Origin of the sequence: Rhodanobacter glycinis (assembly GCF_006438785.1) — a bacterium.
GTDB lineage: Bacteria > Pseudomonadota > Gammaproteobacteria > Xanthomonadales > Rhodanobacteraceae > Rhodanobacter > Rhodanobacter glycinis_A.
On the sequence record NZ_RCZB01000002.1, the window covers coordinates 319,525 to 344,578 of the forward strand.

21 protein-coding genes and 2 pseudogenes are annotated in these 25,054 nt (G+C 57.3%); 9 read left to right on the top strand and 14 right to left on the bottom strand.

What is annotated here, in order from left to right:
• Positions 1 to 164 precede the first annotated feature (164 nt).
• Genes EAH75_RS09525 through rfbB form a run of 5 tightly spaced genes read right to left on the bottom strand, consistent with a single transcriptional unit; the run spans position 165 to position 5,036 of the window.
• Positions 165 to 1,577 (bottom strand): mannose-1-phosphate guanylyltransferase/mannose-6-phosphate isomerase, encoded by a 1,413-nt coding sequence (locus EAH75_RS09525; RefSeq protein ID WP_140805258.1) that lies wholly within the window; start codon positions 1,575 to 1,577, stop codon positions 165 to 167.
• An 18-nt stretch (positions 1,578 to 1,595) separates the two neighbouring features.
• The gene (gene rfbD, locus EAH75_RS09530; protein WP_140805260.1) at positions 1,596 to 2,531 is read right to left on the bottom strand and encodes a dTDP-4-dehydrorhamnose reductase; all 936 of its coding nucleotides are present in this window, start codon (positions 2,529 to 2,531) and stop codon (positions 1,596 to 1,598) included.
• A complete protein-coding gene (gene rfbC / locus EAH75_RS09535; protein ID WP_140805262.1) occupies positions 2,528 to 3,085 on the bottom strand; it encodes a dTDP-4-dehydrorhamnose 3,5-epimerase in 558 nt (185 codons plus the stop codon). Before rfbC ends, rfbD begins: the two co-directional genes overlap by 4 nt.
• A complete protein-coding gene (rfbA, locus tag EAH75_RS09540) occupies positions 3,082 to 3,969 on the bottom strand; it encodes a glucose-1-phosphate thymidylyltransferase RfbA (protein WP_140805264.1) in 888 nt (295 codons plus the stop codon). The genes rfbC and rfbA overlap by 4 nt, the downstream gene beginning before the upstream one ends.
• Complete coding sequence (rfbB, locus tag EAH75_RS09545) at positions 3,966 to 5,036, bottom strand: dTDP-glucose 4,6-dehydratase (RefSeq protein WP_140805266.1); 1,071 nt, start codon at positions 5,034 to 5,036, stop codon at positions 3,966 to 3,968. The genes rfbA and rfbB overlap by 4 nt, the downstream gene beginning before the upstream one ends.
• 268 nt (positions 5,037 to 5,304) lie before the next feature.
• Between rfbB and EAH75_RS09550 the strand changes: the two genes are divergently transcribed.
• From EAH75_RS09550 to EAH75_RS09590, 9 genes and pseudogenes are all read left to right on the top strand, one after another.
• On the top strand, positions 5,305 to 6,468 hold the full coding sequence (locus EAH75_RS09550) for a trans-sulfuration enzyme family protein (RefSeq protein WP_140805268.1): 1,164 nt from the start codon (positions 5,305 to 5,307) through the stop codon (positions 6,466 to 6,468).
• Positions 6,469 to 6,586: 118 nt separating this feature from the next.
• Entirely contained in the window at positions 6,587 to 7,435 is an 849-nt protein-coding gene (locus EAH75_RS09555; RefSeq protein ID WP_241668925.1) for an ABC transporter permease, read from the top strand.
• Positions 7,425 to 8,801, top strand: coding sequence for an ABC transporter ATP-binding protein (locus tag EAH75_RS09560; protein ID WP_140805270.1), 1,377 nt, complete (start codon positions 7,425 to 7,427; stop codon positions 8,799 to 8,801). Before EAH75_RS09555 ends, EAH75_RS09560 begins: the two co-directional genes overlap by 11 nt.
• On the top strand, positions 8,798 to 10,066 hold the full coding sequence (locus EAH75_RS09565; RefSeq protein WP_140805272.1) for a hypothetical protein: 1,269 nt from the start codon (positions 8,798 to 8,800) through the stop codon (positions 10,064 to 10,066). The genes EAH75_RS09560 and EAH75_RS09565 overlap by 4 nt, the downstream gene beginning before the upstream one ends.
• Positions 10,067 to 10,168: 102 nt before the next feature.
• A complete protein-coding gene (locus EAH75_RS09570; RefSeq protein WP_140805274.1) occupies positions 10,169 to 11,311 on the top strand; it encodes a hypothetical protein in 1,143 nt (380 codons plus the stop codon).
• 2 nt (positions 11,312 to 11,313) lie between these two features.
• Positions 11,314 to 12,153, top strand: coding sequence for a glycosyltransferase family 2 protein (locus tag EAH75_RS09575; protein WP_161596297.1), 840 nt, complete (start codon positions 11,314 to 11,316; stop codon positions 12,151 to 12,153).
• Positions 12,154 to 12,307: 154 nt separating this feature from the next.
• A complete protein-coding gene (locus tag EAH75_RS09580; RefSeq protein ID WP_140805277.1) occupies positions 12,308 to 12,781 on the top strand; it encodes a hypothetical protein in 474 nt (157 codons plus the stop codon).
• A 442-nt stretch (positions 12,782 to 13,223) separates the two neighbouring features.
• Positions 13,224 to 13,611 (top strand): annotated as a pseudogene (tnpA, locus tag EAH75_RS09585) (IS200/IS605 family transposase).
• 174 nt (positions 13,612 to 13,785) lie between these two features.
• Positions 13,786 to 15,693, top strand: a complete 1,908-nt coding sequence (locus EAH75_RS09590; protein ID WP_140805279.1) for a hypothetical protein — start codon at positions 13,786 to 13,788, stop codon at positions 15,691 to 15,693.
• 206 nt (positions 15,694 to 15,899) lie between these two features.
• Here EAH75_RS09590 and EAH75_RS09595 read toward each other — a convergent pair whose 3' ends face one another.
• The 9 genes and pseudogenes from EAH75_RS09595 to EAH75_RS09635 all read right to left on the bottom strand — a co-directional run bounded on the left by EAH75_RS09595 (position 15,900) and on the right by EAH75_RS09635 (position 25,026).
• Positions 15,900 to 17,471, bottom strand: coding sequence for a hypothetical protein (locus tag EAH75_RS09595; protein WP_140805281.1), 1,572 nt, complete (start codon positions 17,469 to 17,471; stop codon positions 15,900 to 15,902).
• 135 nt (positions 17,472 to 17,606) lie between these two features.
• Positions 17,607 to 18,068 (bottom strand): GtrA family protein, encoded by a 462-nt coding sequence (locus EAH75_RS09600; protein ID WP_161596298.1) that lies wholly within the window; start codon positions 18,066 to 18,068, stop codon positions 17,607 to 17,609.
• On the bottom strand, positions 18,061 to 18,966 hold the full coding sequence (locus EAH75_RS09605) for a class I SAM-dependent methyltransferase (RefSeq protein WP_140805285.1): 906 nt from the start codon (positions 18,964 to 18,966) through the stop codon (positions 18,061 to 18,063). The genes EAH75_RS09600 and EAH75_RS09605 overlap by 8 nt, the downstream gene beginning before the upstream one ends.
• Positions 18,967 to 19,144: 178 nt before the next feature.
• The gene (locus EAH75_RS09610) at positions 19,145 to 19,969 is read right to left on the bottom strand and encodes a class I SAM-dependent methyltransferase (protein WP_140805287.1); all 825 of its coding nucleotides are present in this window, start codon (positions 19,967 to 19,969) and stop codon (positions 19,145 to 19,147) included.
• Entirely contained in the window at positions 19,970 to 21,934 is a 1,965-nt protein-coding gene (locus tag EAH75_RS09615; RefSeq protein WP_140805289.1) for an NAD-dependent epimerase/dehydratase family protein, read from the bottom strand.
• 1 nt (position 21,935) lies between these two features.
• On the bottom strand, positions 21,936 to 22,844 hold the full coding sequence (locus EAH75_RS09620) for a transketolase (protein ID WP_140805291.1): 909 nt from the start codon (positions 22,842 to 22,844) through the stop codon (positions 21,936 to 21,938).
• Positions 22,841 to 23,626, bottom strand: a complete 786-nt coding sequence (locus EAH75_RS09625; protein ID WP_140805293.1) for a transketolase — start codon at positions 23,624 to 23,626, stop codon at positions 22,841 to 22,843. Before EAH75_RS09625 ends, EAH75_RS09620 begins: the two co-directional genes overlap by 4 nt.
• Before the next feature lie 181 nt (positions 23,627 to 23,807).
• Positions 23,808 to 23,948 (bottom strand): annotated as a pseudogene (locus tag EAH75_RS19930) (phosphomannomutase); the annotation flags it as partial.
• A gap of 136 nt (positions 23,949 to 24,084) precedes the next feature.
• Positions 24,085 to 25,026, bottom strand: a complete 942-nt coding sequence (locus EAH75_RS09635; protein ID WP_140805297.1) for an electron transfer flavoprotein subunit alpha/FixB family protein — start codon at positions 25,024 to 25,026, stop codon at positions 24,085 to 24,087.
• Positions 25,027 to 25,054: the final 28 nt, after the last annotated feature.

Here is a 25,054-nt window from a genome sequence, read left to right on the forward strand (position 1 = left end):
GCAGCGGCTACATGCAGACCGGATTGGCGGCGTAGCCCGCTGCGGCGGCGTGCGCGCAGCGAGCTTGAGATGGGAGACGAAGAGGCGTGGATGCCAGCGGCCGTTTCCGGTCAGCCGGCGAAAACGTGCACGGCGGATAGTGCGCTCCCGCGAATCTGCCGAAGTCAGGCGCGGCCGTAGACGTCGTCGAAGCGCACGATGTCGTCCTCACCCAGATAGCTGCCGGACTGCACCTCGATCAGCTCCAGCGCCACCTTGCCCGGATTGCGCAAGCGATGCTTGCTGCCGAGCGGGATATAGGTGCTCTGGTTTTCGCCAAGCAGGAACACCTTGTCGTCGCAGGTCACCTCGGCGGTGCCGGAGACCACGATCCAGTGTTCGGCGCGGTGATGGTGCTTCTGCAGGCTCAGGCTGGCACCGGGCTTCACCACGATACGCTTGACTTGGAAACGCTCGCCCGATTCCAGCGAGTCGTAGCTGCCCCACGGCCGATGCACCACCCGATGCAGCGAATGCTCGCTACGGCCGGCGGCCTTGAGCTGTTCGACGATCTTCTTGACGTCCTGGGCGGCATCGCGGTGTGCCACCAGGGTGGCATCGGCCGTGGTCACCACGATCAGGTCGTCCACGCCGACGGTGGCGAGCAGGTGGCGGTCGTGCGAGCGCAGCAACGAGTTGCGCGTGTCTACCGCCATGGTGTCGCCTTCGCGCACGTTGCCTTGCGCATCCCGGTCGCCGGTCAGCCATAGCGCCGCCCACGAACCGATGTCGCTCCACACGCAGCTGACCGGAATCACCGCGGCGCGTGTGGTCTTCTCCATCACCGCGTAATCGATCGACTTGTCCGCTGCCTGCGCAAATGCATCGTGGTCGATGCGCACGAAGTCGAGATCGACCGACGCCTTCGCATGGGCATCGCGCACGGCGGCGAGCATCGCCGGCGCGTGGGCGTGCAGTTCCTCCAGATAACGCGAGGCCTTGAACAGGAACATGCCCGAGTTCCAGTCGTAGCCGCCATCGGCGAGGTACGACTCGGCGGTAGCCAGGTCGGGCTTCTCGACGAACTGTTCCACCCGGTAACCGTGGCCATCGATGGCTTCGGCGCGACGGATGTAGCCGAAGCCGGTTTCCGCCCGGTCCGGACGCACGCCGAATGTCACCAGCCAGCCTTGTTCGGCCAGTGGCATGGCCTGTTTCACCGCATCGACAAACGCCGCGGTGTCACCGATCAGATGATCGGCAGGCAGCACCAGCAACAGCGCATCGGCATCGCGTTCGAGCGCCTGCAGCGCACCCAGGGCGATGGCCGGTGCCGTGTTGCGCGCCAGTGGCTCCAGCACGATGGTGGCGCCCCCGACACCGGCTTCGAGCAACTGCTCGGCGGCGAGGAAACGATGGTCTTCGCTGGCCACCACGATCGGTGCAGCCACCTGCGGCAACTGCCGGGTGCGAGCGAGCGTCTGCTGAAACAGCGTGCCCTTGCCGGCCAGCGCGAGGAATTGTTTGGGCAGGTTCTTGCGTGATACCGGCCAGAGCCGGGTGCCGCTGCCGCCACTGAGGATGAGGGGAATCAACATGGGCCTGGGTCCTTGGGTTCAGTGCGCGGCGGTAGCGAGCCGGTGCATCACGTCGTGGAGGCCATGTTGCCAGTCGGGCAGCTGAAAATCGAATAGCTGCTGGAAGTCGCGATTGTCCAGCAATGACCAGGCCGGGCGCACGGCCGGGGTGGGGAATTCGGCGCTGCCGATAGCGACCACCCGCGGCGCGCGCGCGAGCAGACCTTGTTCGGTGGCCTGCTCGAAAATGGCGCTGGCGAAGCCGTGCCAGCTGGTGGCGCCGCTGGCAACCAGGTGATGCGTGCCGACGAGTTCACGACGCTGCGTGGCGCTGGCGAGTTGCCAGCGATCGAGCGCAGCGAGGCTGGCGTTGACGATCAGCGCGGTGTCGGTCGGTGCGCCGTGTTGGTCGGCGACCACGCGCAGTTCCTCGCGCTCGGCGCCAAGGCGCAGCATGGTGCGCAGAAAGTTGTGGCCGTGCGCGGCATACACCCACGCCGTGCGAAAGGTCAGGTGATCGGCACCGCTGCCGCGCAACGCCTGTTCGCCGGCCAGCTTGCTGCGGCCGTAGGCACCCAGCGGGCCGGTGGGTGCATCGACGGCGTAGGGCTGTGACTGGCTGCCGTCGAACACGTAATCGGTCGAGTAGTGCAGTACCAGCGCAGCGTGTGCCGCCGCCCAGGTGCCGAGCACTCCAACCGCTTCGCCATTGACACGGGTGGCCAGCGCTTCTTCCTGTTCCGCGCGATCGACCGCGGTATAGGCGGCGGCGTTGATGATCAACTGCGGCTGCACGCGGTCGAGCAATGCCGGCAGGCTGGCCGGGTCGGCGAGGTCGGCGACTTCACCATGACCACCATGCCACAGCACGCCATCGCGGCTGGCGGCAATCAGCTCGCCGCGTGTGGCCAGTCCGGCGTGCTCCAGAAACGTGCGTCCCAGCTGGCCATTGGCGCCCAGCAGCAGGATTCTCACGGCACGAAGACCGGCAGCCGCTCGGGTGCGACATCCTTCAGCAACGGCGTCCTGCCATCCTTGTCCGACAGCAGCGGATCGCTCAGCGGCCAGTCGATGCCCAGCTCAGCGTCATTCCAGCGAATGCCTGCATCGGCCTTCGCGTCGTACAACGCGGTGCACTGATAGGTGAACGTGGCGAATTCGGACAGCACGCAGAAACCGTGGGCAAAACCTTCCGGCACCCAGAAGTGGCGATGGTTGTCGGCGGTCAGCATCACACCGACCGACTCCCCGAACGTGGGCGAGCCGCGGCGGATGTCGACGGCCACGTCATACACCTCGCCTTCAAGCACGCTGACCAGCTTGCCCTGCGGATTCGGCCACTGGTAATGCAGGCCGCGCAGCACACCGCGCGCCGAGCGCGAGACGTTGGACTGCACGAAGCGGTGGTCGACACCGGCCGCGCGGTACTTTGCCTCGTTGTAGCTCTCATAGAAGAAGCCGCGGGCATCGCCGAACACCTGCGGTTCGAGGATCAAGGCACCGGGCAGGGCGGTCTCAATGACTTTCATCGGACGTGGCCCTGCCGGGTCAGCTGCTGCAGGTACTGGCCGTAGCCGGTCTTCGCCAGCGGCGCGGCCAGCGCGAGCAACTGCTCGGTGTCGATCCAGCCGTTGACGTAGGCGATCTCCTCCGGGCAACACACCTTGAGCCCCTGTCGGTTTTCGATCGTCTCGATATAGTTTCCCGCCTCCATCAATGAATCGTGCGTACCGGTGTCCAGCCACGCAAAGCCGCGGCCGAGTTGTTCCAGGTGCAGCGAGTTGTCGTCGAGGTAGCAACGGTTGAGGTCGGTGATTTCCAGTTCGCCGCGCACTGAAGGTTTCAGCGAGGCGGCATAATCGCAGACGCGGCCATCATAGAAATACAGGCCGGTGACGGCGTAGTTCGACTTCGGCTGAGCCGGTTTTTCGTCCAGCCCGATCACCCGTCCGGCGGCATCGAACTCGGCCACGCCATAGCGTTCCGGGTCCTTCACCCAGTAGCCGAATACGGTGGCGCCGTGTTCGCGCGAGGCAGCGCGCTTGAGTCGCTCGGTCAGGCCCACGCCGTAGAAGATGTTGTCGCCCAGCACCAGGCAGCTGGGCTGGCCGCCGACAAAATCGCGGCCGATGGTGAACGCCTGAGCCAAGCCGTCAGGCGAGGGCTGCACGGCGTACTGGATGTCCAGGCCCCACTGCGAGCCGTCGCCCAGCAGGCGCTGGAACATCTCCTGCTCGTGCGGCGTGTTGATCATCAATACTTCGCGGATGCCGGCCAGCATCAGCGTGGCCAGCGGATAGTAGATCATCGGCTTGTCGTACACTGGCAGCAGCTGCTTGCTGACCGCGCGGGTGATCGGATACAGCCGGGTGCCGGAACCGCCGGCGAGGATGATGCCTTTCTGTGTCGTCATGAGCCGAGGCGCTCCATCCGATAGCTGCCGTCCAGCACGCGCTGGCTCCATGGCTGGTTGGCAAGATACCAGTCCACCGTCTGCGCGATGCCGGTTTCAAACGTGTGCGTGGGCCGCCAGCCCAGCTCATCCTGCAGCTTGCTGGAATCGATCGCGTAACGGCGATCGTGGCCGGGGCGATCCTTGACGTAGGTGATCAGCGACTCGCGCCGACGCCCGTCGGTCAGCGGCTGACGCTGATCAAGCAGCGCGCAAATCACCTTCACCACGGCGATGTTTTCGCGCTCGGCATTGCCGCCCACGTTGTAGGTCTCGCCGATGCGGCCAGCGTCCAGCACGCGGCGGATCGCGCCGCAGTGGTCGCCCACGAACAGCCAGTCACGGATGTTCCGGCCGTCGCCGTACACCGGCAGCGGTTCCCCGGTCAGCGCCTTCTGGATGATCAGCGGGATGAGTTTTTCCGGAAACTGGTACGGCCCGTAGTTGTTCGAGCAGTTGGTGGTCAGCGTGGGTAGGCCGTACGTGTGCTGGAACGCGCGCACCAGGTGGTCGGATGCCGCCTTCGACGCGGAGTAAGGCGAGTTCGGCGCGTAAGGCGTGGTTTCGGTGAACTTGCCTTCGGCACCGAGCGAACCGTAGACCTCGTCGGTCGACACGTGCAGGAAGCGGAATCCGTCGCGGGCGCTGCCTTCGAGCCCGCGCCAGTAGTCGCGCGAGCTCTCCAGCAGGCCCAGCGTGCCGACCACGTTGGTCTGCACGAACTCGGCCGGACCATCGATCGAGCGGTCCACATGCGACTCGGCGGCGAAGTTGACCACGGCATCGGGGCGATGCTCGGCCAGCAACCGGGCTACCAGTGCGCGGTCGCCGATGTCGCCGTGCACGAACACATGGCGCTCATGGCCGGCCAGCGAGGCCAGCGTGTCGGGGTTGCCGGCGTAGGTCAGTTTGTCCAGGTTCACCACGCGCAGCCCGTCGGCCACCGCCTGCAGTACGAAATTGGCGCCGATAAAGCCGGCGCCACCGGTGACCAGAAGGGTTTTGACGCCTGCGGGGGAGTGATTCATCAAGTACGTCCATGAGAGGGCAGGGGACGGTCGGGCGATGCGATGGCCCGGCAGCCGGCAAATGATGCCCGTTCCGGGCACCGCGGCCAAGCGCAGGGCCATGCAGGCGACGACGCAAGGGCAAAAAAACGCGGCGTTTAACGGCGCATTTTGCGCAGGACTATCTGAACGCCAAATTCCTGCACGGTCGGCAAGTGTCTGCGTAAAGGCTAAGATGAGCGACTTTACAACGTAGACGCACCCCGCCACGCGGGCTGTGAGGAAGCCGATGAAAGCTGCCGCAAAGCAAGTCCATGGCATGGGCACCCGCGCGATCCACGCCGGACAACACCCCGACCCCAGCACCGGCGCCATCATGACGCCCATCTATGCCACCTCGACATACGTGCAGGAGAGCCCGGGCAAGCACAAGGGCTACGAATACTCGCGCACACAGAACCCGACGCGGATGGCCTACGAGCGCTGCGTGGCCGACCTGGAAGGCGGTGTGGCCGGCTTTGCGTTTGCCTCAGGCCTGGCCGCGGCGGCGACCGTGCTGGACCTGCTCGATTCGGGCAGCCACGTGATTGCCATGGACGACCTCTATGGCGGCACCTACCGCCTGTTTGAGAAAGTGCGCCGGCGTTCGGCCGGGCTGGACTTCAGCTTCGTCGACCTCAACGATGGCAAGGCGCTCAAGGCAGCGCTGAAACCCAGTACGCGAATGATCTGGGCCGAGACCCCGACCAATCCGATGCTGAAGCTGGTCGACCTGGCCAAGGTCGCCGCGTTCGCCAAGAAGCACGGCCTGATCCTGGTGGTGGACAACACGTTCTGCTCGCCAATGATCCAGCGTCCGCTGGAGTATGGCGCGGACCTGGTGCTGCATTCGGCCACCAAGTACCTCAATGGGCATTCCGACATGGTCGGCGGCATCGTGGTTGCCGGCAGCAAGGAGCTCGCCGAGCAGATGGGCTTCCTGCAGAACTCGGTCGGCGCCGTCGCCGGACCTTTCGATTCATTCCTCGCCATGCGAGGCCTGAAGACCCTGCACCTGCGCATGAAGGCGCACTGCGAAAGCGCGCTGGAGCTGGCGAAGTGGCTGGAAAAGCACCCGGCGGTCGAGCGCGTGATCTACCCTGGCCTCAAGAGCCATCCGCAGCATGCCCTGGCCAAGCGCCAGATGGACGGCTTCGGCGGCATCATCACGATCGAAGTGAAAGGTGGCCTGAAAAAGGCCCGTCGCATGCTCGAACGCTGCGAACTGTTCGCACTGGCCGAATCCCTCGGCGGCGTCGAAAGCCTGATCGAACACCCCGCCATCATGACCCACGCCTCGGTCCCGGCGGCCAACCGCAAGCGGCTGGGCATCAGTGATGGGCTGATCCGGTTGTCGGTGGGGGTGGAGGATGTGGAAGATCTTCGTCGAGAATTGGATGTTGCGCTTGCATGACGGGCGCGCTGAAAAGTCTGTGCTATTCAGCCAGGTGCTTTCGACACGCAGCAACAAGATGCAATCACATCGTGGGCCGTGTAAGCGAGGCGGCGGCATGGGTTGGCATGCCTGAAACATGCCGGCCGTCTTCGAAACGCCAGACAGGATATTTGAGCAAATGAGTTGGCTATTGAAACCCGTTGCGGCACTGAGGGAATACCGGTCGCTGACGTTCGAGCTGACCAAGCGCGACGTGCTTGGGCGCTATCGAGGTGCCAGTTTCGGCCTGCTCTGGTCATTGATCAGCCCCTTCCTCCTGCTATGCGTTTACACCTTTGCCTTCGGGACGGTCATGGGTGGGCGCTGGCCTCAGATCGGCAATGGCCACGCACATTATTCGATCATTCTCTTTGCCGGCATGATTGTTCACGGCTTTCTATCCGAGTGCATAAATCGCTCGCCGCAACTGATCATCGGCAACCCCAACTTCGTGAAGCGGGTCATTTTCCCCCTGGAAATTCTGCCGTGGCCGATGGTGCTTTCAGCGTTGTTTCACACTTTCATGAATGTCGTCGTGTTCATCGCACTTCGGTTGTTCATGGACGGCCAGTTCTCCTGGACCATTGTCATGCTTCCGTTGGTCATGCTTCCGCTGATTATCCTGGCCTTGGGGGTGTCGTGGTTTCTCGCGTCGGCGGGTGTCTATATGCGTGATATTGGTCAGGTGACGGGGGTACTGACGATGGCACTCCTTTTCCTCTCGTCCGCGATGATGCCCCTCGAATCAGTGCCTGCATCGTATCGCTGGGTGTATGCAGCCAATCCCCTGACTTTCATCATCGATCAGGCGCGCAATGTCATGCTGTGGGATCGCATGCCAGATTGGGCTGGGCTGGGCATCTACCTGCTGGTCGCGCTGACCGTGATGTATCTCGGCCGTGCGTGGTTCATGGCCACCCGGAAAGGATTCGCGGATGTCCTCTGAAGCTGCCATTCAAGTGCGTGGTTTGTCCAAGGCCTTTCCTATCTACAGCAAGCCGCATCACCGCTTGCTTCAGATGATTTCACCGGGCCCGAAAGATCGCTGGTATCGCGAATTTCGTGCCTTGCGCAATATCGATCTCAATATCTCTCGCGGCGAGACCGTGGGAATTGTGGGACGCAACGGTTCCGGTAAGTCGACGCTGTTGCAACTTATCTGCGGGACGCTGACGCCAAGTGCCGGCGAGATCCAGGTCAACGGACGGATCGCCGCGTTGCTGGAACTGGGGGCGGGCTTCAATCCCGAATTCACCGGGCGCGAGAATGTCTTTCTCAATGCCACCGTGCTGGGATTGAAGCACGCAGAAATCGTCGAAAAATTCGACGAGATTGCTGCGTTTGCCGATATCGGGGATTTCATCGATCAGCCCGTAAAGAGCTACTCCAGCGGCATGTATGTGCGCCTGGCTTTTGCAGTCGCCATCAATGTCTCCCCGGAGATCCTGGTGGTAGACGAGGCACTGTCCGTGGGCGATGAAGGTTTCCAGCGGAAGTGCTTTGCTCGCATTGATGCGATCCGCGATTCGGGCGCAACAGTGCTGTTTGTCTCTCATTCCGCCAGTACCGTCGTGGATCTGTGCGACCGCGCGATCCTGCTTGACCGGGGCGAGTTGCTGGCTCAGGGTACGCCCAAGTATGTGGTGTCGCGTTATCAGAAATTGCTGTACGCGCCGACCGACCGGGTGGCGCAGATTCGCGAGGAGATTCGCGAATCGTCCGCAGAAGCTGCCGGGGCGTCCCGGCGGTTGTCCAGCCACGCGGAGCCTGGCGTGGTGTCAGCATCGGATTCACCATCTGTCGCGCCACGGGAAGAGGAAAGCCAGGCCTATTGGGAAGAGGGCATGGTTTCTTCGAGCACGGTCGTCTACGAAAATCGTGGCGCGGTGATCGAGGATCCGCATCTGCAGACGCTCGACGGAAATAAGGTCAATGTGCTGGTTCCCGGAGGCACCTACGTCTATGCCTATAAGGTTCGGCTGGAGCGTGCACTGGTGAACGTGCGATGCGGAATGATGATCCGTTCCATTACAGGCATCGAAGTAGGCGGCGCAGCCACCTCGACGCCGCAGGGCGGCGTGCCGGTAGTCGAGGCGGGCAAAATGCTCAATGTCCGTTTCCGCTTCAGGTGCCTGCTGACACCCGGCAGCTATTTTCTGAGTGCAGGGGTGCTCGCGACGCTTGGCGAAGGCGAGGAATACATTGACCGCCAGATTGACGTAGCCATGTTTCGGGTGATGCCTGCCGCAGATCGGCTTGCCACCGGCTTTGTCGACCTCGACGTTGTGCCGCAGTTGTCCGTTGCCCCATGAACGCAGGTACCTCCACCGCCATTCTTGTTGCAGGCATGCATCGCAGTGGCACTTCGGCGCTGACGGGTGCGTTGAAAGTGCTTGGCATATCGCTGGGTGACCATCTGCTCGCCCCCGGCGGTGACAACCCCAAGGGATACTGGGAGCATCAGGGCGCTGTCGAGATTCACGAACGACTGCTGGTGACGCTGGATCGGCGTTGGGACGACGTTAGGCCACTACCGGACGCATGGCTTGCCAGCGATGCCGCACGGACGGCGCTGGCGGAAATTGATGATCTGATTTCGCGGGAATTTGTGGCGGCGCCAGTATGGGCAGTGAAAGACCCGCGGATATGCAGGTTTCTACCGCTCTGGATCGAGGCATTGCAGGCCCGAGGCATTCGGCCGGTGGTTTTGTTTGCTGCCCGCAAGCCAAGTGAGGTGTCGGCATCGATAGCTGCCCGAAACCACTGGTCCGCACCTGTCAGCGAAATGTTGTGGCTGCGACATGTGTTTGAAGCGGAAACTGCCAGTCGGTCGATGCCACGTACAGCAGTCATTTATGACGATCTTCTGGCAGACCCGGCCGCAACCGTCGCCACCGCGCTGGCACGACTCGATGTGGTGATTTCGCGGCCTACCGGGGGAGTGCAGGACGCCCTTGCAAAGTTCGTGGACAGCGCTGACCGGCATCATGCGCATCCGGTCGCCGAAGGCGCCTCCAGTGCGCTGACACTGATAGCCGACACGGCTTATGCCTCGCTGACTGGAATTGCGCACGGCGGTGATGGCTGGCATCAGTTGCGGGAATGTGCAGCTCGATTCGAGGTGGAATGGCAGCACTGCGGTCCGGGCATAGAAGCGGTGGCCGAGATGGCGCATCGCTTCAGCGCCAACGAGGTCGCCGCAGGCATCGAAGCTAGCCGGCTCGCCAGTGACCTGAATGCGCAAATCCGGTGGTCGGAAGAGGCCGTACAAATACGCTCGGCCCTGCAGGCGAGTCACGACGAACTGGCCGTCAAGGCGCAGCACATCTCACTCGAACGTGATGGACTTTCCGCCGAGCTTCGGCAGGTGATGGGGGAGTTGGCGCAAACGCATTCCCAGTTGTCCATTGCTCAAGTCGAATCGGCGCGAGTGACGAAGCAATTACAGGATTCGCAGGCCGAAGCGCGCTCGTTTGCGGCCACGATCGAAGAAATGCTGCAGTCCCGCTCATGGAAGGTCACCAGACCCATGCGCGCGCTGGCGAGATTCCTCACCCCCAAGACCGGCCCCCGTTGAACCCGCGCGGGCTCAGATCCCTGCACGGCATTTGAACATCATCGCTATCATGGTGGCTCCGGTGTGGGGCCGCGCAACAGAATTCTGACTCAGGGTGTCCTCGTGATCTTCTATACCTCGATTTGTTCCAACTACCTGCCCAAGGCGATGGCGCTGGCGGAATCGGTGAAGCGTCACTGTCCTAATGCATACTTCGTGCTCTGTCTGGTCGAGAGGCAGGTGCCCGAGGTGGCCGCAGCGTATCCGCATTTTGACGAGATCATTCTTGCGAAAGATGCGGGTTGGGAAAACTTCGACAGCTTCATGTTCCGTCATTCCATCGTGGAGGCCTCCACGGCAGTCAAACCACGTTTCATGCAGCATCTGGTGGAGCGATACCAGGCAGAGTCCAAGTTCGTGTATCTGGATCCCGATGTGCTCGTCTACAGCGACCTGACGGAACTTGAGGCGTTGCTCGACCATCAGTCCATCGTGCTCTGCCCGCACCTGCTGCGTCCGGGCAACATCGACATGGAGATCAGCTCGCTGGCCCACGGCAGCTACAACCTCGGCTTCCTCGCGGTGAGCCGGGCGCAGAATGCGATCGATTTCCTGGACTGGTGGGCGGAGCGCTTGTTCCTCTTCTGCTATGACGACAAGAGCCGTGGCATCTTCACCGACCAGAAGTGGATCGATCTGGTGCCGAGTTTCTTCGACGCGTACATCCTCAAACATCACGGTTACGATTTCGCAACCTGGTCGCTGCTCGGCAGCGACATGCGTCAGGTAGATGGCCGTTACATGATCAATGGCGATCCGCTGCGCTTCATCCACTTTTCCGGGCTGGACTCGGGCACCATCGACAAGGCCATCGGCTGGTGGTTGACCGATGACAACAAGGGCACGTTTGTCGCGCTGTACAAGGAGTACCTGGGCCTGCTGGCGCAGCATGGGCAGGAAAAGCTTGGCAAGCTGCCCTGGAGCTATTCCACCTACGCAGACGGCCGCCCGGTGGCAAAGGCGGCACGCATTGCCTACCGAAATAGCGCGCTCTGGCAGGCGTTCCCGTCACCGTTCGAAGTTGACGACGTGCAGATCCTGCAGGCCGCAGGCGGTGAGCGCGCGATCGCCGAAGCGGATGCGGCGGCGCCGACGGTGTCCGACGGCATCCTCGATCGGTTCGCCCGATCGAGCCGGCAGATCGGGCTGGGCCCGACCATGCTCAAGGCATTCCGCAAGATCACCCGTTCGGGCAACGGGGCCTGACCGTGCCACAGGTCTCGATCATCATCCCGTGTTACAACGCGGGTGAGCTGCTGACCGAGGCAGTGCAATCCGCGCTTGCCCAGACCTGGCAAGATCTGGAGGTCGTGATCGTCGACGACGGTTCGACCGATCCGGTCACGCAGAAGATCATCGAGCAGGCATCGTGGCCGCGGACCCGGATAGTTCGCCAAGCCAACGCAGGGCCCTCCGCCGCACGCAACCGCGCAATCGAGATAGCGACGGGCCAATACATCCTGCCGCTGGACGCGGACGACACCATTGAACCGGAATATGTTGCCAAGGCAGTGGCCATACTCAACGCACACCCGGAGGTGGGCATTGTCTATTGCAAGGCGAGAAAGTTCGGGGCGGAGGAGGGGCCGTGGAACCTGCCGACCTACTCGCTGCAGGAGCTGGTGATCGACAACGTGATCTTCGTGACTGCTCTTTATCGCAGGGCGGACTGGGTAGCCGTGGGTGGCTACAACGAAAAGCTGCGCCATGGCGTCGAGGACTACGAGTTCTGGGTGAAGATCGTTCACTTGGGTCGAGAGGTCGTGCAACTCGATGAAAACCTTTTCAATTACCGCATTCAACAGAAATCAAGAACCACTTCTTTTCAGGACGGTAGAGCGGCCGTCGTGGAGACCTACGCCGAGATCTTTCGTTCAAATATCGCCTTCTACGCTGAGCATGCAGAAGTTATCTACGAGCACAGGTTCGGGCTATATGACGAATTGGGGTATTGGCGCTCGCGTTATGGAAGGCTGGACGCATTCTTCAACCGCCATCCAACGCTATTGAAAATCGGCAGGCAGCTGAAAAGGATTTGCAGATATTGACGACATCAGGATTATGATTTTGTGCTCGCTTCGAGCGCACGGGTCAAATGTAAGTGTAAGTTACCCAAGCATGGCTGCACTTCTCGATTAAAACCGATTGCTTTGGAAACACATTCATTATTTGCACCACTGGTATTTACTTCAGGAGAAAAGCATGACTATGAAGGTATTCGTGGCCTTCATCTTGATCGGCATGCTCACGCTTGGGGGAGGTGGAAATAATGATCAACAGACTGCGGCTGGAGCGAAGAGTACTGCAGCTTCAGCGAGCGCTACAGCACGTGAGGTGACATCGGTTGTAGCCGAAGACAAGATCCAGTCGATTGGCGCGGATGTACTTGCTGCCGTGCAGCGAACGGGCGGTACATGTTCGCTTGATTTGGTTGATGGAAACTACTTGAAGGGTCAGCTGAAATTGCCCAAAGGAAAGTTACAAGTATTTCAGCGATGGTTGCTGGATGAAGCCAAACATCCTGCGGGACAGTTCAGTCTAGTGCTGAAAGATGCAAAGAATTTTGCGATCCTAGTGTCAACGGGTGCTGCCCGCGCAGATGTGGGCGAGTTTTTCAAGGATCCGACGTTGAGTGATGCTGGCTTCAATTTCTCATTGATTCTTGCTCCGGTATAGGCGGGGGAATATCACGTCATATATATATGACCAAGAATTCCGGTCATACATATTTTTTGCGACACAGGTAAAACACTGACGATTGAATGACAATCCGCGGACTTTCTTGAGTTTAGCGTGTCGAGAAACCGTTACATAGTTATCAAGTGAGATTGTGTATTCGGCTCTGCCGTAGGTTAAATTTTGAACTATTCGCGGTGATTGCCGTGACCTTGGCGGCGTTTTACACCTCGAACAATTGTCGGTAGATTCAGTGACGGCACTATATGAGACATGACAGATGTAGCGGTTGGCTGGGGATTGATATTTTTCGCTGCATTCCTGCCTAAACCAATCGAGACCTCCCTCGGTTCTGCCAGGGAGACAGTAGAAGTTTGACGTTTACTGGGTCCATCGGGAAGCTCCACTCGTGAGCCGCCAAGCACACAAAGGAGAATCTCCGATGGACGAGTATCATCAAAGCTTAGACCACACGCAGTGGAGTTCCTGTGCCATGTGGTGTTCATCCAGAAGTGTCGTCGCCGCACGTTGTACGTTTAGCTGCGGAAGTATCTGTGAGAGGTGTTTCGCCGGTTGGCGGAGCAAGGGAAAGCCAGGTCGAGGAAGGCCATTTGATGCCGGATCACGTACATATGATGCTGCGCATTCCGCCGAAGTACGTCGTGTCGGAGGCCGCGGGTTTCATCGAGGGAATGAGCGCGATCTACCTGGCGCGTGTGTACTGGGAACGCAAACGCAACTTCGAGGGACAGAGCTTCTGGACGCGAGGGTATTTCGTCTCGACCGTGGGGCGAGACGAAAAAATGGTCCGAGCGTACATCCGTTATTAAGAAGTAGAGGGTCGACGGCTGGAGCAGCTTCAACTACAGAGATAGGCCGGTCACCGTAGGGTGGCCATATGAGAGGGGTCGCACCAGCGACCCCACCCAAGCCGCTTCGAGTGGCTCACATAACTAAAGCCACCCGGCTTTGCCGGGATTCTTACTAGCTTTCATGGAATGAGTATGTTGAAGCAGATTGTAATATTTTTTGTTTGGATTATTACTGCGTTGTTGATCGTGCAGCTCGCGAGTATGGTTCAGGGGAAAAATCTCGTTATCTCTTTCGATGCAGCGCAAACTGAATTTTTGCAGGTTTACTACCCTGTTAATAAAAATTTCGAGTTCACGGCGGAAAAAACCGAACGACATGCTTACGACGCTGGGGGCATTCACAGCGTTGCTTTTCTTCTTCCGAGCCCTGTGCCGAGTCTGGTCAGAATTGATCCATTCGACCAGGCGGGTAGCATGAAGCTGAGAGATATTGAGATCACGGGTTTGTTCTCGAAGGCGGTGCTGCGGCCTGAGGATGTGAAGTCAAGGCTGAGCGCAAAACAGAATATCGACCGTATCGACATGTCGGAAGGGAAGCTATTCATCCACGCCAATGGCGTGGATCCAATCATGGCAATGGACCTTACAGGCTTGGCATTTCAATATGACATATTGAGTTACATTGCATTCGTCATTTTAATTGCCGCTGGCGGGTACTGCCTTTTCGGGGCTCGGCTATCCCTTGCGCTACGACGCAGATTGGCGGTCTTTGTTATACCACTTGCAATCACGATATTCATTACATGGGTCTTCTATCCCGGATATATGACCTATGACTCTTTTCATGCGCTGATTGGGGCCCGGGACGGCGTTACTGATTCTGCGTGGCCACCTATGGTTAGCTATGTTTGGCGCGTCGTGGACCAAGTAGATTCACATCCGTCCGCGATGTTATTTTCGCAACTCTTGTTATTGTTCGTGTCGACATCCGCAATTCTCTTCCACTACGTGGGGAGCGCGCGTTCTGTTGCATTTTCGCTGTGTGCTATATTGCTGGTTCCTGTCGTGCTCGGAACGGTTGCGGCGATTTGGAAGGATGTGCTGATGGCATCTTTTTTCCTCTTCTCGTTTGCTACGATGCTGCAGATCGAGAAGGCTCAAACAAAACGCAGAGTAATTGTATATGCAACCTTAGCACTTGCGTCGCTATTTTTTGGGACTGCCGCGCGCCATAATGCTGTCACGGCAACTGTACCGCTTGCTTTTTATCTCGCTTGGTTGACTACTCAGGCACTTGGTTTTAAGCGCAAGATTTTCGGTACCATGATTATGGGGATCACCTCCATTGCGTGCATTTTCGGAATCAAGATTCTGCTCGACAGATACGCACTTCCTGGATTTGAACCGATAGCCGGAGTGTCAAGCATTGAACCAGTCGTGCGAAGGATGGATATTATCGGCGCTTCTATTTGCGCTAATGAGAACCTCCTTAAAGGCGTTGCGCCCGGATTGACACTCGGCGATATGAAAGCGGGCTATGATGCTCGTCACTCAAATGATTCGTTAAGCGTCTTGAAGAAAATTCCGCCGACTGCGGATATAGATAAAGCCTGGTGGAACGCGCTGAAAGAGCATCCGATATGCTTCTGGAATAATAAAGTTCAAGTAGCAACCTACATGCTTGGTGCAAACCGCGGGGATCAGTTTTTACTCTTATCGCCACAAGTTGACTCGAATCAATTTGGATACTATTTGCCCGCAAGTTCGATAAGAACTTATTTAGAAAATTATATTAGAGATGCGTCCAATTTGTTTTTATTTAGACCGTGGTTTATATACATCTTGGCAGTATTTTTACTGATATTTCTGTCGTATCGCGAGCGTCGCATTGAAATTGGTTGTTTGGCCCTTTTCGTTTCTGGAGTTTTCTATGCGGGTGGCTTATTCCTATTTGCTAACGCCGCAGACACCCGGCTTTTTCTGTATACCAATTTCGTAAACCTGGTAGTTCTTATGACGACAGTTCAGAGACATCGTTGGAGGAGGCCGCCGAAGTCCGTAGGCGGATTCAATGCCGACGTGCAACACCTGAGCACCTGAAGAAGCGCAAGTCCGTTAGCCTGTGCAGCTTCAATGGAAAATGGAACTGCCCATGAGTGACGCACACTTGAGCCAAGATGATCGCTACCGAATTAGGTGCTAAATACAGGGTGAGTTTTCACTGCGAGCCATCGCTAGGGAGTAGAGCTGGTGGTGGCTCGCAATTTCAGCAAGCAGAAAAAATGGAGCTAGCACTTAGCCTACTTTCACCGTGGTCGATATATATGATAGACAGTTTCGTCAGAAAAATTTCTGACGCGCTCACAATTCGTTTGTATGTATTGGTAGATCAACGGGTGGGTATTGCGGTAGCGAAGAGCGTCCCGCCCGTCCAACGAGTCATCGTCGATAAGGATAAATCCAGGTTTTGACGCTGCGATTCGTGCAATTTCTTCCCTCTGGAATGCATCACTGCGTGGCCAAGCCGTATATATTTCCCATGTCGGTGATCTCGCCCGGAATAGGGCGTATGCGCCAGGCATGAATGGAGCTACGAAAAAACTCTGCCCAACAGGGGCAAATTGGTTCGCCAACTGGCGCAGCAACTCGACGTTGCGCGCGGTCGATTGGTCCATACGTAACGCGTCGTTACCAACAGTGACCCGCACGCACGCCCCTCTTTCCAGGCACTGCAGACCAGGGTGCATTTGCGCGGTTGTGAACCAACTGGCGATACATAGCGCCCCTGCTGCCAGAACACGTGGCTTAGATGGAACCGACACGATCAGCGCAAGCGTGCCGATCAACGCCGGGAACACGCCCTGCGCGAGGTGCGACATATCCGCCCGCGAATACGCGTAATGCAGGTAGGGAACGGCGCAAAACGCGCAGGCGACCAGTAATGGCGGTATGGCACGCCCCTTCTTGCGAGCCCACAGTACATAGCAGATCGACAAGCAAGCAAAGAAAGCGATGGCCACAAAGAACAGTCCAAGCAACAGTGCACGCAGTGCCTCAGCTGGCGGAGCTGTTCCAAATGAGGCCAGCCATGGCCACGGCACTGGTAACGGCAGGTTGGTTTCCTTGACCTTGAATATGAATTCGATGCTGCCGATGAATGCAGTAGTGAAGCCGTGAGCAAGAAGCATGGTAGCCAGCATCGGCAGGTAACCGACGATAATGCCGACCACGTAGAGGGCTATCCCTTGACGCCAACTTCGCCAATCGATGCAGCCAATGGACAAGTAGAAAAAGACACCACAGGCAGCGACGGCACCATAGACTCCATGGTTCCGACCAAAGTAGGCCGCTAGCCCCGTAAATAGACCAGCAGAAAAATAGTTGATTCGTGAAGAACAACGAACCAGGTTCGCGAGCACGCAAATCAGGCCGATCGAGATTGAAATGTCGTACAGCTTGTGACGTGGACCCATCCAGGCGACCAGAACTAGCGCGGCGATGATGATGAAGCCGACGCCGACGCCGACGCTTTTTTGTCGAGTGTCTGTTATGGCGAGCCACCACAGCACTACCGCGAGAGAAAACCCCTGCAGTATCGCCAAGGTATCGCGAACCGCAACGATTCCATTTGTGCCAGAGAGCCACATCAGGAACGCACTCCAGTAGTAGCGGCCGGGGTCGTAGGCTTGAAAATCTCGAATCGGGACTTCACCGCTCAGAACACGCTGAATGCCATACCAGAGATAACCTTCGTCCGCTAGGCTAAATCCTTGCCGTCTTTCCCAAATGAAGGAAATTGCAACCGAGATGATGCCAATGACAGCGGCACATGTGGATTTTATCGGCGGGTATCTTGCATACATGTGGAAATCTTTCAAAAGCCGACTCCTGCCGCTATTTTTTTGTTGGCCTTTCGTGCGCTAACTGCTTGGTGACGCGAAAAACGGGGGGAAAGAAACAGGGGCCACTATGCACTAACGGGCCCGGGATTACCCCGAGGAATGCGATTTGTCTCATGCCCAATCTTCCGGTTTCTTCTTTGGCGCAAAAACGAACCGGGCCATGAGAAAGTAGGACAAGACGGCTATTGGGAGTGTGAGGATGAATTGTGAGAGCGTCTTGTTGCTTACCCATATTGATAGTGTCTCAAGCATCACTAGATTGATACCGTAAACAAAAAAGTAGCAAAAGATGAAGCGGGGGAAGCGGGCAGATGATAACTCGCGGAAGACGTAACCACCCGTGGTAAAGAAATTGAATAAGGTTCCAGCAACTGTACCGATCAACAAGGCAAGCCATGCGACTGCCCCGACGGCGATCACGGCGCTAAAGATCGCAAAGCCAAAGAGCGTGTTGAGGCCTCCTGCGATCAGGAAGCGTAGGAATGTGTTTGTGCGCGGATTGAGATTGACACAGTGGGTTGCCCTATCGTAGCCGGTCACCGCGGTCACAAACCGGCGATACAAGCTAGGCATTTTTGAAGCCGGCAGTGATGAGATTGCCGACATTCACCCCAAGTTTGACATTATTTAATCCCGTCTTCGCCATCAATCCCGCTAGAGGCTTCTTGATACCCGCGGGCAATGGTGACAGGCGGGTCCAGTATTGCAGTGAATACGTATTGACGAACGGACTGATCATGATGTCCGCGTAACCAACGCTCTCAAAAAGATGCCGCAAACTGCGTTCGGAAAATAGCTGAAGGTGCTCGATATCGATAATGGGCGACAGCTTGCCCAGCATTCGATTGATCAGTCCTCGGTAGTCATGGGTCACTGTGACGAATGCACCGCCAGGGCGTAGCAATCGAAGGGCAGCTTGGGCGATGACGTTGGGATCACGCACATGCTCCATTGTCATGAAGCAGCAAATCAGATCGAATGATGATGGTGCGAAGCAGCTCTCCTCAAACATGCCTTCGCGTATCCATGTCCGACGATGCTCTGGAGCAGCCGCAATCGCGGCCGATGACGGCTCGACGCCGACAACCCCGGCGAAGCCTTCGTGCGACAGGTGCTCGAGGAAGATTCCCGTACCGGTTCCGATTTCCAGTGCGCTTCGGCGGTGAGCAAGCTTGCTCAACACTGGCCGAATGGCGCGAATGTAGGCCATTGCTGCGTCGTTAGCTTCTTCCGAACTATCGTATTCGGCTACGTGGTAGGCATGTGCAAGCTCATTCTCACCCGGTGGTTGATTGGCATATACCAAGTCGCAGGCGGGGCACCGGACCAGCCGATGACACATGAATTCCGGAGTCTTGCGCGACGCAAAACTGAACTCGGATAGTTTGGTCGAATCGATATTTTTTTCAAGAAACAGTTTTGCTATCGCTGAATCAGTGTGGCAGACCGGACAGGATCTGGTCTCAATCATGGTGGAGAGTCCTTGAGTACCGTGAAACGTTGCGCCTCACATATTAACGACCTAAGGCGGACTTGGTTCCATTGTGTTGCCGTGTTCTGACGGCAATCGGACGCAGGCCCCGTTGCCTCATGCTTGCCGGCATGACGCAAAAAAATACCACCGGTGACAACGCAGACTGCCATTCGGCTCATGAGGGAGTGGGGCGAAAAGGGTTCAAATCGCGGTTCCGTGTGGCTCGCACGAAATATCCAAGCGGGTCTTCTCTTGAGCCCATTGCTAGCGCGTCGGAGCAATGGGCTGCGACGATAAATGCAGCTGCGAGCACTGCGCAGATGAGACCGAGAGGGAATCCCCACAACATGTGTATTGCCCGATCGGGTCGAAACAGCCTTATCGTCAGAACCGTCAATTTATTAGCGATTGCCCCGACGTCGTTGCCGCGCTCACGAATCTCGATGTTATCGAAACCGGCTTGCATAAGAAGGGCTTGCAGACGTCCACGCGCGAATCGATGGTAGTCATGGGGTAGATGGTGCAGCCTTGCTGACCATGGCACAGTCAAAAGCAGCGTCCCTTTGGACTTGATTACTCGCGCAATTTCAGCGATAAGAAGCTGTGGATCTTCCGAGTGCTCCAGTACCTCGATGCAGAGCGCGCTATCGAATGTGGAGTCGTCGAACGGCATCAGTTTCCCGTCGTAATAGACGATGTCCGGTCGGTCGTGATCCATGCCAAACTCATGGGCGTTGCCAACATCGAGACCTTGGTAGCTGGTTGCCCTTGGCAGCCAAGCGCGCCAAGGCGACTGGCCAGCACCCACGTCAAGGACTCTACCCGTCAACTGTGCAAGTGCCGGACGAAGATTCTTTACAATGGTTCCCAGCTGAAGATCAACAACACAGCGCAGCCAGAACAAATATGGATGATCGGCAGCAGGTTTGACCGAAATGGGTTGAAAGCCTTCCCGCCTAAACTCGCTGTCAATCGTATCTGCAAGCCTCTTGTCATTCATTTAGACGGCCTTCCCATCTGGGAGCAACTGAGTGGATTCGCCATTCCTGATCAAGGCGGCGCGTATCAAACGCGGCCTTCGCTTGACCTCTGCCATGATCTTAGCGACATATTCCCCTACGAGCCCAATAGCAAAGAGATTGAACGAGCCGAACATCAGAATCGTGATCAGCAAGGTTGTGACACCGCGCGGAGCAATATCTGGCGTGAATACCCGCAGCAAGGCCACCACGATGGCAGCTAATGTGGAAAGCGCAAGCGAAATCACACCTGCGGTTGTAAGCATGGTGAGTGGCACATTACTAAAGGAGAAAATGCCCTTCTTTGCCCAATCAATATTCTTGAAGAAGCTGTTGGTAGTACGGCCAAACATGCGTTCAGGTCGAACGTAATCGACACCAGTTTGTTTGAACCCGACATAGGCACGCAGGCCGCGTACGAAAAGGTCTCGTTCGGGACAATTGAGCAACCAACCAACTACACGTCGATCCATTAACGAAAAATCGCCGGCATCGAGGGGTATGTTGACGTAGCTAAACATCGCGAAGACGCGGTAAAACAACTTGTACATGATGCCCCAATGCCAAGGCATATCACGTTTGACACGACGACCATAAATGACGTCGTAGCCTTCTTCCCACTGAGCGTAGAACGATTCGATCAACTCTGGAGGGTCTTGAAGATCGCCGTCAAGCAGGACAACGCTGTCCTTGGTGGAGAGTTCCATGCCGCTGCGAAAGGCCATCTGTGAGCCAAAATTACGCGAATGGGAAATGCCGATTACACAGGGGTCTTTGGCACTAATGCCACGAATCACGTCCGCGCTGTCATCCGGGCTGCCATCATTCACGAAAATTATCTCATAATCTATTCCGATCTTTTTGAAAGTATCGGTTAGACGACGGTGCATGACGGGGATTGCTTCACCGTCCTTGTAGCAGGCGATGATCGCGGAGACGCTGCCTTTGTGTGTGTAGATGTTCTTCTTGGAGGCCGCAACCAATTCGCTATCGGTCAATTGCGTTATCCACTTGGCCATGGAGCGCAGTCCATCCTCCAACTTGACGAGAGGTTTCCAGCCAAGTTGCTCGGTCGCCTTGCGTGGATTGGAATACCAGTCTGCCAAGTCCCAGGCACGCCCTTCCATGGTGCCGAACTGGGGTTCAGCGGCGACATCGAACACGCGTCGGGTAGTATCAGCGAGTTCGGCTATGGTGGTTTTAGTACCGGTGCCAATATTGAAATTTTCGCCGTACAAGCCTGGATGCATCTTTGCTGCGGCCATGATGAAAGCGGCACAAACGTCATCCACATGAATGAAGTCGCGTGATGTGCGCGGATCGACTAATGGGGGCAACTTTCCTGCAAGCGCCTGTCGCAGAAGATTTGGAAACAACCGCGAGGTGTCTTCCAACTGACCATAAACGGAATACAGACGGAGATTCACGCAAGGGAAGCTGCGCTGCTTACCCATGAAACGTAGATAACTTGCTACTGCGACCTTGGATACCGCATAGGGGCTGTTAGGCTCGCACGGGCTGTCTTCGATGGGTGCGGCGCAATTCGTACCATACTCAGACGAGCTTCCTGCATGAATAAAGGCTGCAAAAGGTTGTTCTGCAAGCAGCTCGACAAGATTGACGATGGACTGAAAATTCGTCTGATAAATCAGACTGGCGTTTTTCTCGAATGAGTAAGCACCATAAGCCATGCAATCGAATATTGTTTGAGGACTAACACTGGTAATGAGGTTCTTTGTTGCAGCATAGTCGTTGAGGTCTACCGCAATAACGCGATCGTCCTTAACCTCAGTGAGGCGCCAGCCTTTGTCGCGGCGCACAACTGCGTAGACATCGTCACGGACGGACGCGAGAGTCTTGAACAAGTTGGCACCGACGAAACCTGCGGCACCAGTGACCAAGATCGGCCCGTGCAGAGCACGAATATAAGCTTGAATGTCCGGCATGTTAGGCGCCTTCCAGAGCAACGAGCATGCTGTCGGCATCAAGCGCGGACTGTCGTCGCAAAAATGTCTGTGAGCCGTACCGTTCAAAATGGTGTGCACGGGCGTAGAGATGGTGGAAGCGACGCACTGCAGTGCCCCGATCGGCTAAGTGGAGCAGTAGTTGGGAACCGAATCCACCACAGCGTACGTGCTCTTCGGCAACGCACAAACTGGGAGATGCCTCGATCTGTGCCAACAATTCATCTGGTAGCGGAGACTGCTCGATAGGCAGCTCGGAGACCGCCCAGAGATTGGGGCGGCGTTCTACGAGCAGACGTTCGAAAGCTTCAATATAAGTCCCCGCCAGCGGCCCCACGGCGATCACCACCGGACCATTTCCATGGGTCAGTTGCCGCCATGGTGCATACGTCGGCACAACGTAACCCTTTGGCGGCTCGCCTCGCCCCATCCTTATGTATACCGGGTGGCTGGAGGAACCAGCGCGTGCAATGACGGCATCCATATCCTCGTCAAACACTGGGGTATAGACAGATATGTTGGGCAAGGTCAGCAGTACGCCGTAATCGTCGATGGCGTGGTGCGTAGGTCCCATCACTCCGTAACCATAACCGCCACCGTTGCCAATTAGCTTTACTGGCAGGTTATGAAAGGTAATGTCGTTTCGGATCTGTTCGAAAGGTCGTGCGTATACAAATGGCGCGATACTGTAAACCCAGACCTCAAGATCTTGTTGCGCAAGCGCAGCAGCTACCGAGATCATATTCTGTTCTGCTACGCCGGCATTGATGAATCGTGATCCCATAACCGCCTGCAGAGGTTCCAGTGCCATGAATCCCAGATCACCCGTCAGGAATACCATTTCGGGGTTTTTAGACCGCGCCACCAGAGCATCACAAAGTTGTTTCCTCATAGCGAATCAATCTCCTTGATGGCTTTGAGAAACTTGTCTTCGGTGAGCGGCAGGTAATGCGAATCCATGCGGTTCTCCATAAAACTGACACCTCGACCTTTTACTGTACGCAACATGATGATCCTGAGACGCGGCCTCTCACCTGAAAGCGCGGTACGAATGGCATCGGGATCATGGCCATCGATTACTTGCAGATCAACGTCGAACCCTTTGAGCCTGTCCCATAGGGGCGACATTGAGGCAACGTCAGCGGTGGAGCCGAATCCTTGGAAATTATTGTGATCCACCAGAACAGTGAGATTTGTCAATTGATGGTGGCTGGCAAATATGAGGGCCTCCCACGTTGCCCCTTCCTGCCATTCCCCGTCCGAGGTCATGCAGATGACCTTCGCGTCGTTGTCTTTCAGTTTGAAGCCAAGCGCGGTGCCCGCGGCTAGCGACAGGCCATGTCCCAAACTGCCTGTGGCGAAAGGTATGTCCGTGATCCCCTTGGCTGGGGGATGGCCCGCCAGCAACGTATTGTCTTTGTGGAATAACTTCAGGTCCTGATCTTGGAGGCGTCCGACACTCCACAGGGCAATGTAGAGCGCACCAGCAGAGTGCCCCTTTGATAATATGAACTTGTCCTTCGCACCAAGATATTCGTGGAAGACAATTAGCATGGCGTCAAGCGCCGACAGATTTCCTCCAATATGCCCGACGCCACTTTCGAAGTGCATTTGAAGGAGACGTTTCCGTGCATTCGAAAAGTCGTTGAATGCCAAGGTAGTTCTCGTTTTCATGATAATTCCTTCTAATCTTCAGATGGCCAAAACGCTTATACTTTGTCTTTACGTTCGGGCTTCCCTGAATTCAAGTTCCAAGTGTCGTTGCATACTTTTCCGTTGCATGTGCCGCGGTCACGGCTTCGGCCACATGCCAAAGAGGTCGATGTATCGGAATGTACGTCAGATCATCCATACACCTGACATCCCTGCCCAACACCACGGGTCCAGATCCAAACAAGCTCGACATCGCGAAGCCGATCTTGCGGGCTAGTGCCTCGTCAAGTTCGTGGGGAACACGACCGCGAATGTCATAACCTTTGAAGCAGGGAAGTTGCATTGCTCAGTTGCTCTGGATCGTTCTTGTTCAATTTCGGTTGAGGACGATATCGTCTTCATCGAAGGTTTGAGTGTATTTCATGGCGAGGGGAAGAGCCTCGTCCTGTAGAGCTTCTCAAATCAGACTTGACGGGCATCTAGAGCGCCTGTTCGAGCTCCGGAATGATCTTGAACAGATCGCCGACTAGCCCAAAATCGGCGATCTCGAAGATCGGTGCCTCGCCATCCTTGTTGATCGCCACGATGGTGCCGGCATCCTTGATGCCGGTGAGGTGCTGGATGGCGCCGGAGATGCCGATAGCCATATACAGCTCGGGGGCGATGATCTTGCCGGTCTGGCCGACCTGCATCTCACTGGGCACGTAGCCGGCGTCGACGGCAGCGCGTGAGGCACCGACGGCGGCGCCGATTTTGTCCGCGAATTTGTAGATGATGTCGAAGTTCTCTTTCGAGCCGACGCCACGGCCGCCGGAGACGACCTTGCTGGCGCTCTGCAGGTCCGGGCGATCGCTGCTGCCCTGCTTGAGTTCTACGAAGCGGGTATGCGTTGGGAGGGCCGCGTCGATGCTCAGTGCCTCGACCGGTGCACTGTGGCTGCCATTACCAGCAGCTGACCATGAAGCGGAACGGATCGTGGCGACCACCGTATGGCTGGCGTCAGCCTCGACCGTGATGATCGCGTTGCCGGCGTAGATCGGACGCTTGAAGGTGTGCGCGGCTTCCACGCTCATCACGTCGCTGACCTGGGCCACGCCGAGCAGGGCGGCGACGCGAGGGGCAACGTCCTTGCCGAACGTGGTGGACGGCACGAATACGTGGCTGTAGCCGGCGGCGACCTTGGCGATTTGCGGTGCCAGCACGGCGGCCAGCGGGTGCGCGTTCTCAGGCTTGGCGACGGTGAGCACACGGCTCACGCCGTCGATCTTTGCGGCTTCGGCGGCGATCGCATCGGGTGCGTCCGATAGCACCAGCACGTCGATCGCCTCACCCTTCACGGCGATGGCGGCGCTCACAGCGCGCGCGGTGGAGGAGTTCAGCTTGCCGCCGAGGTGCTCGGCGATGACTAGGATCTTACTCATGATGTGTCCTTTGCCTGCTTCTTCTGTG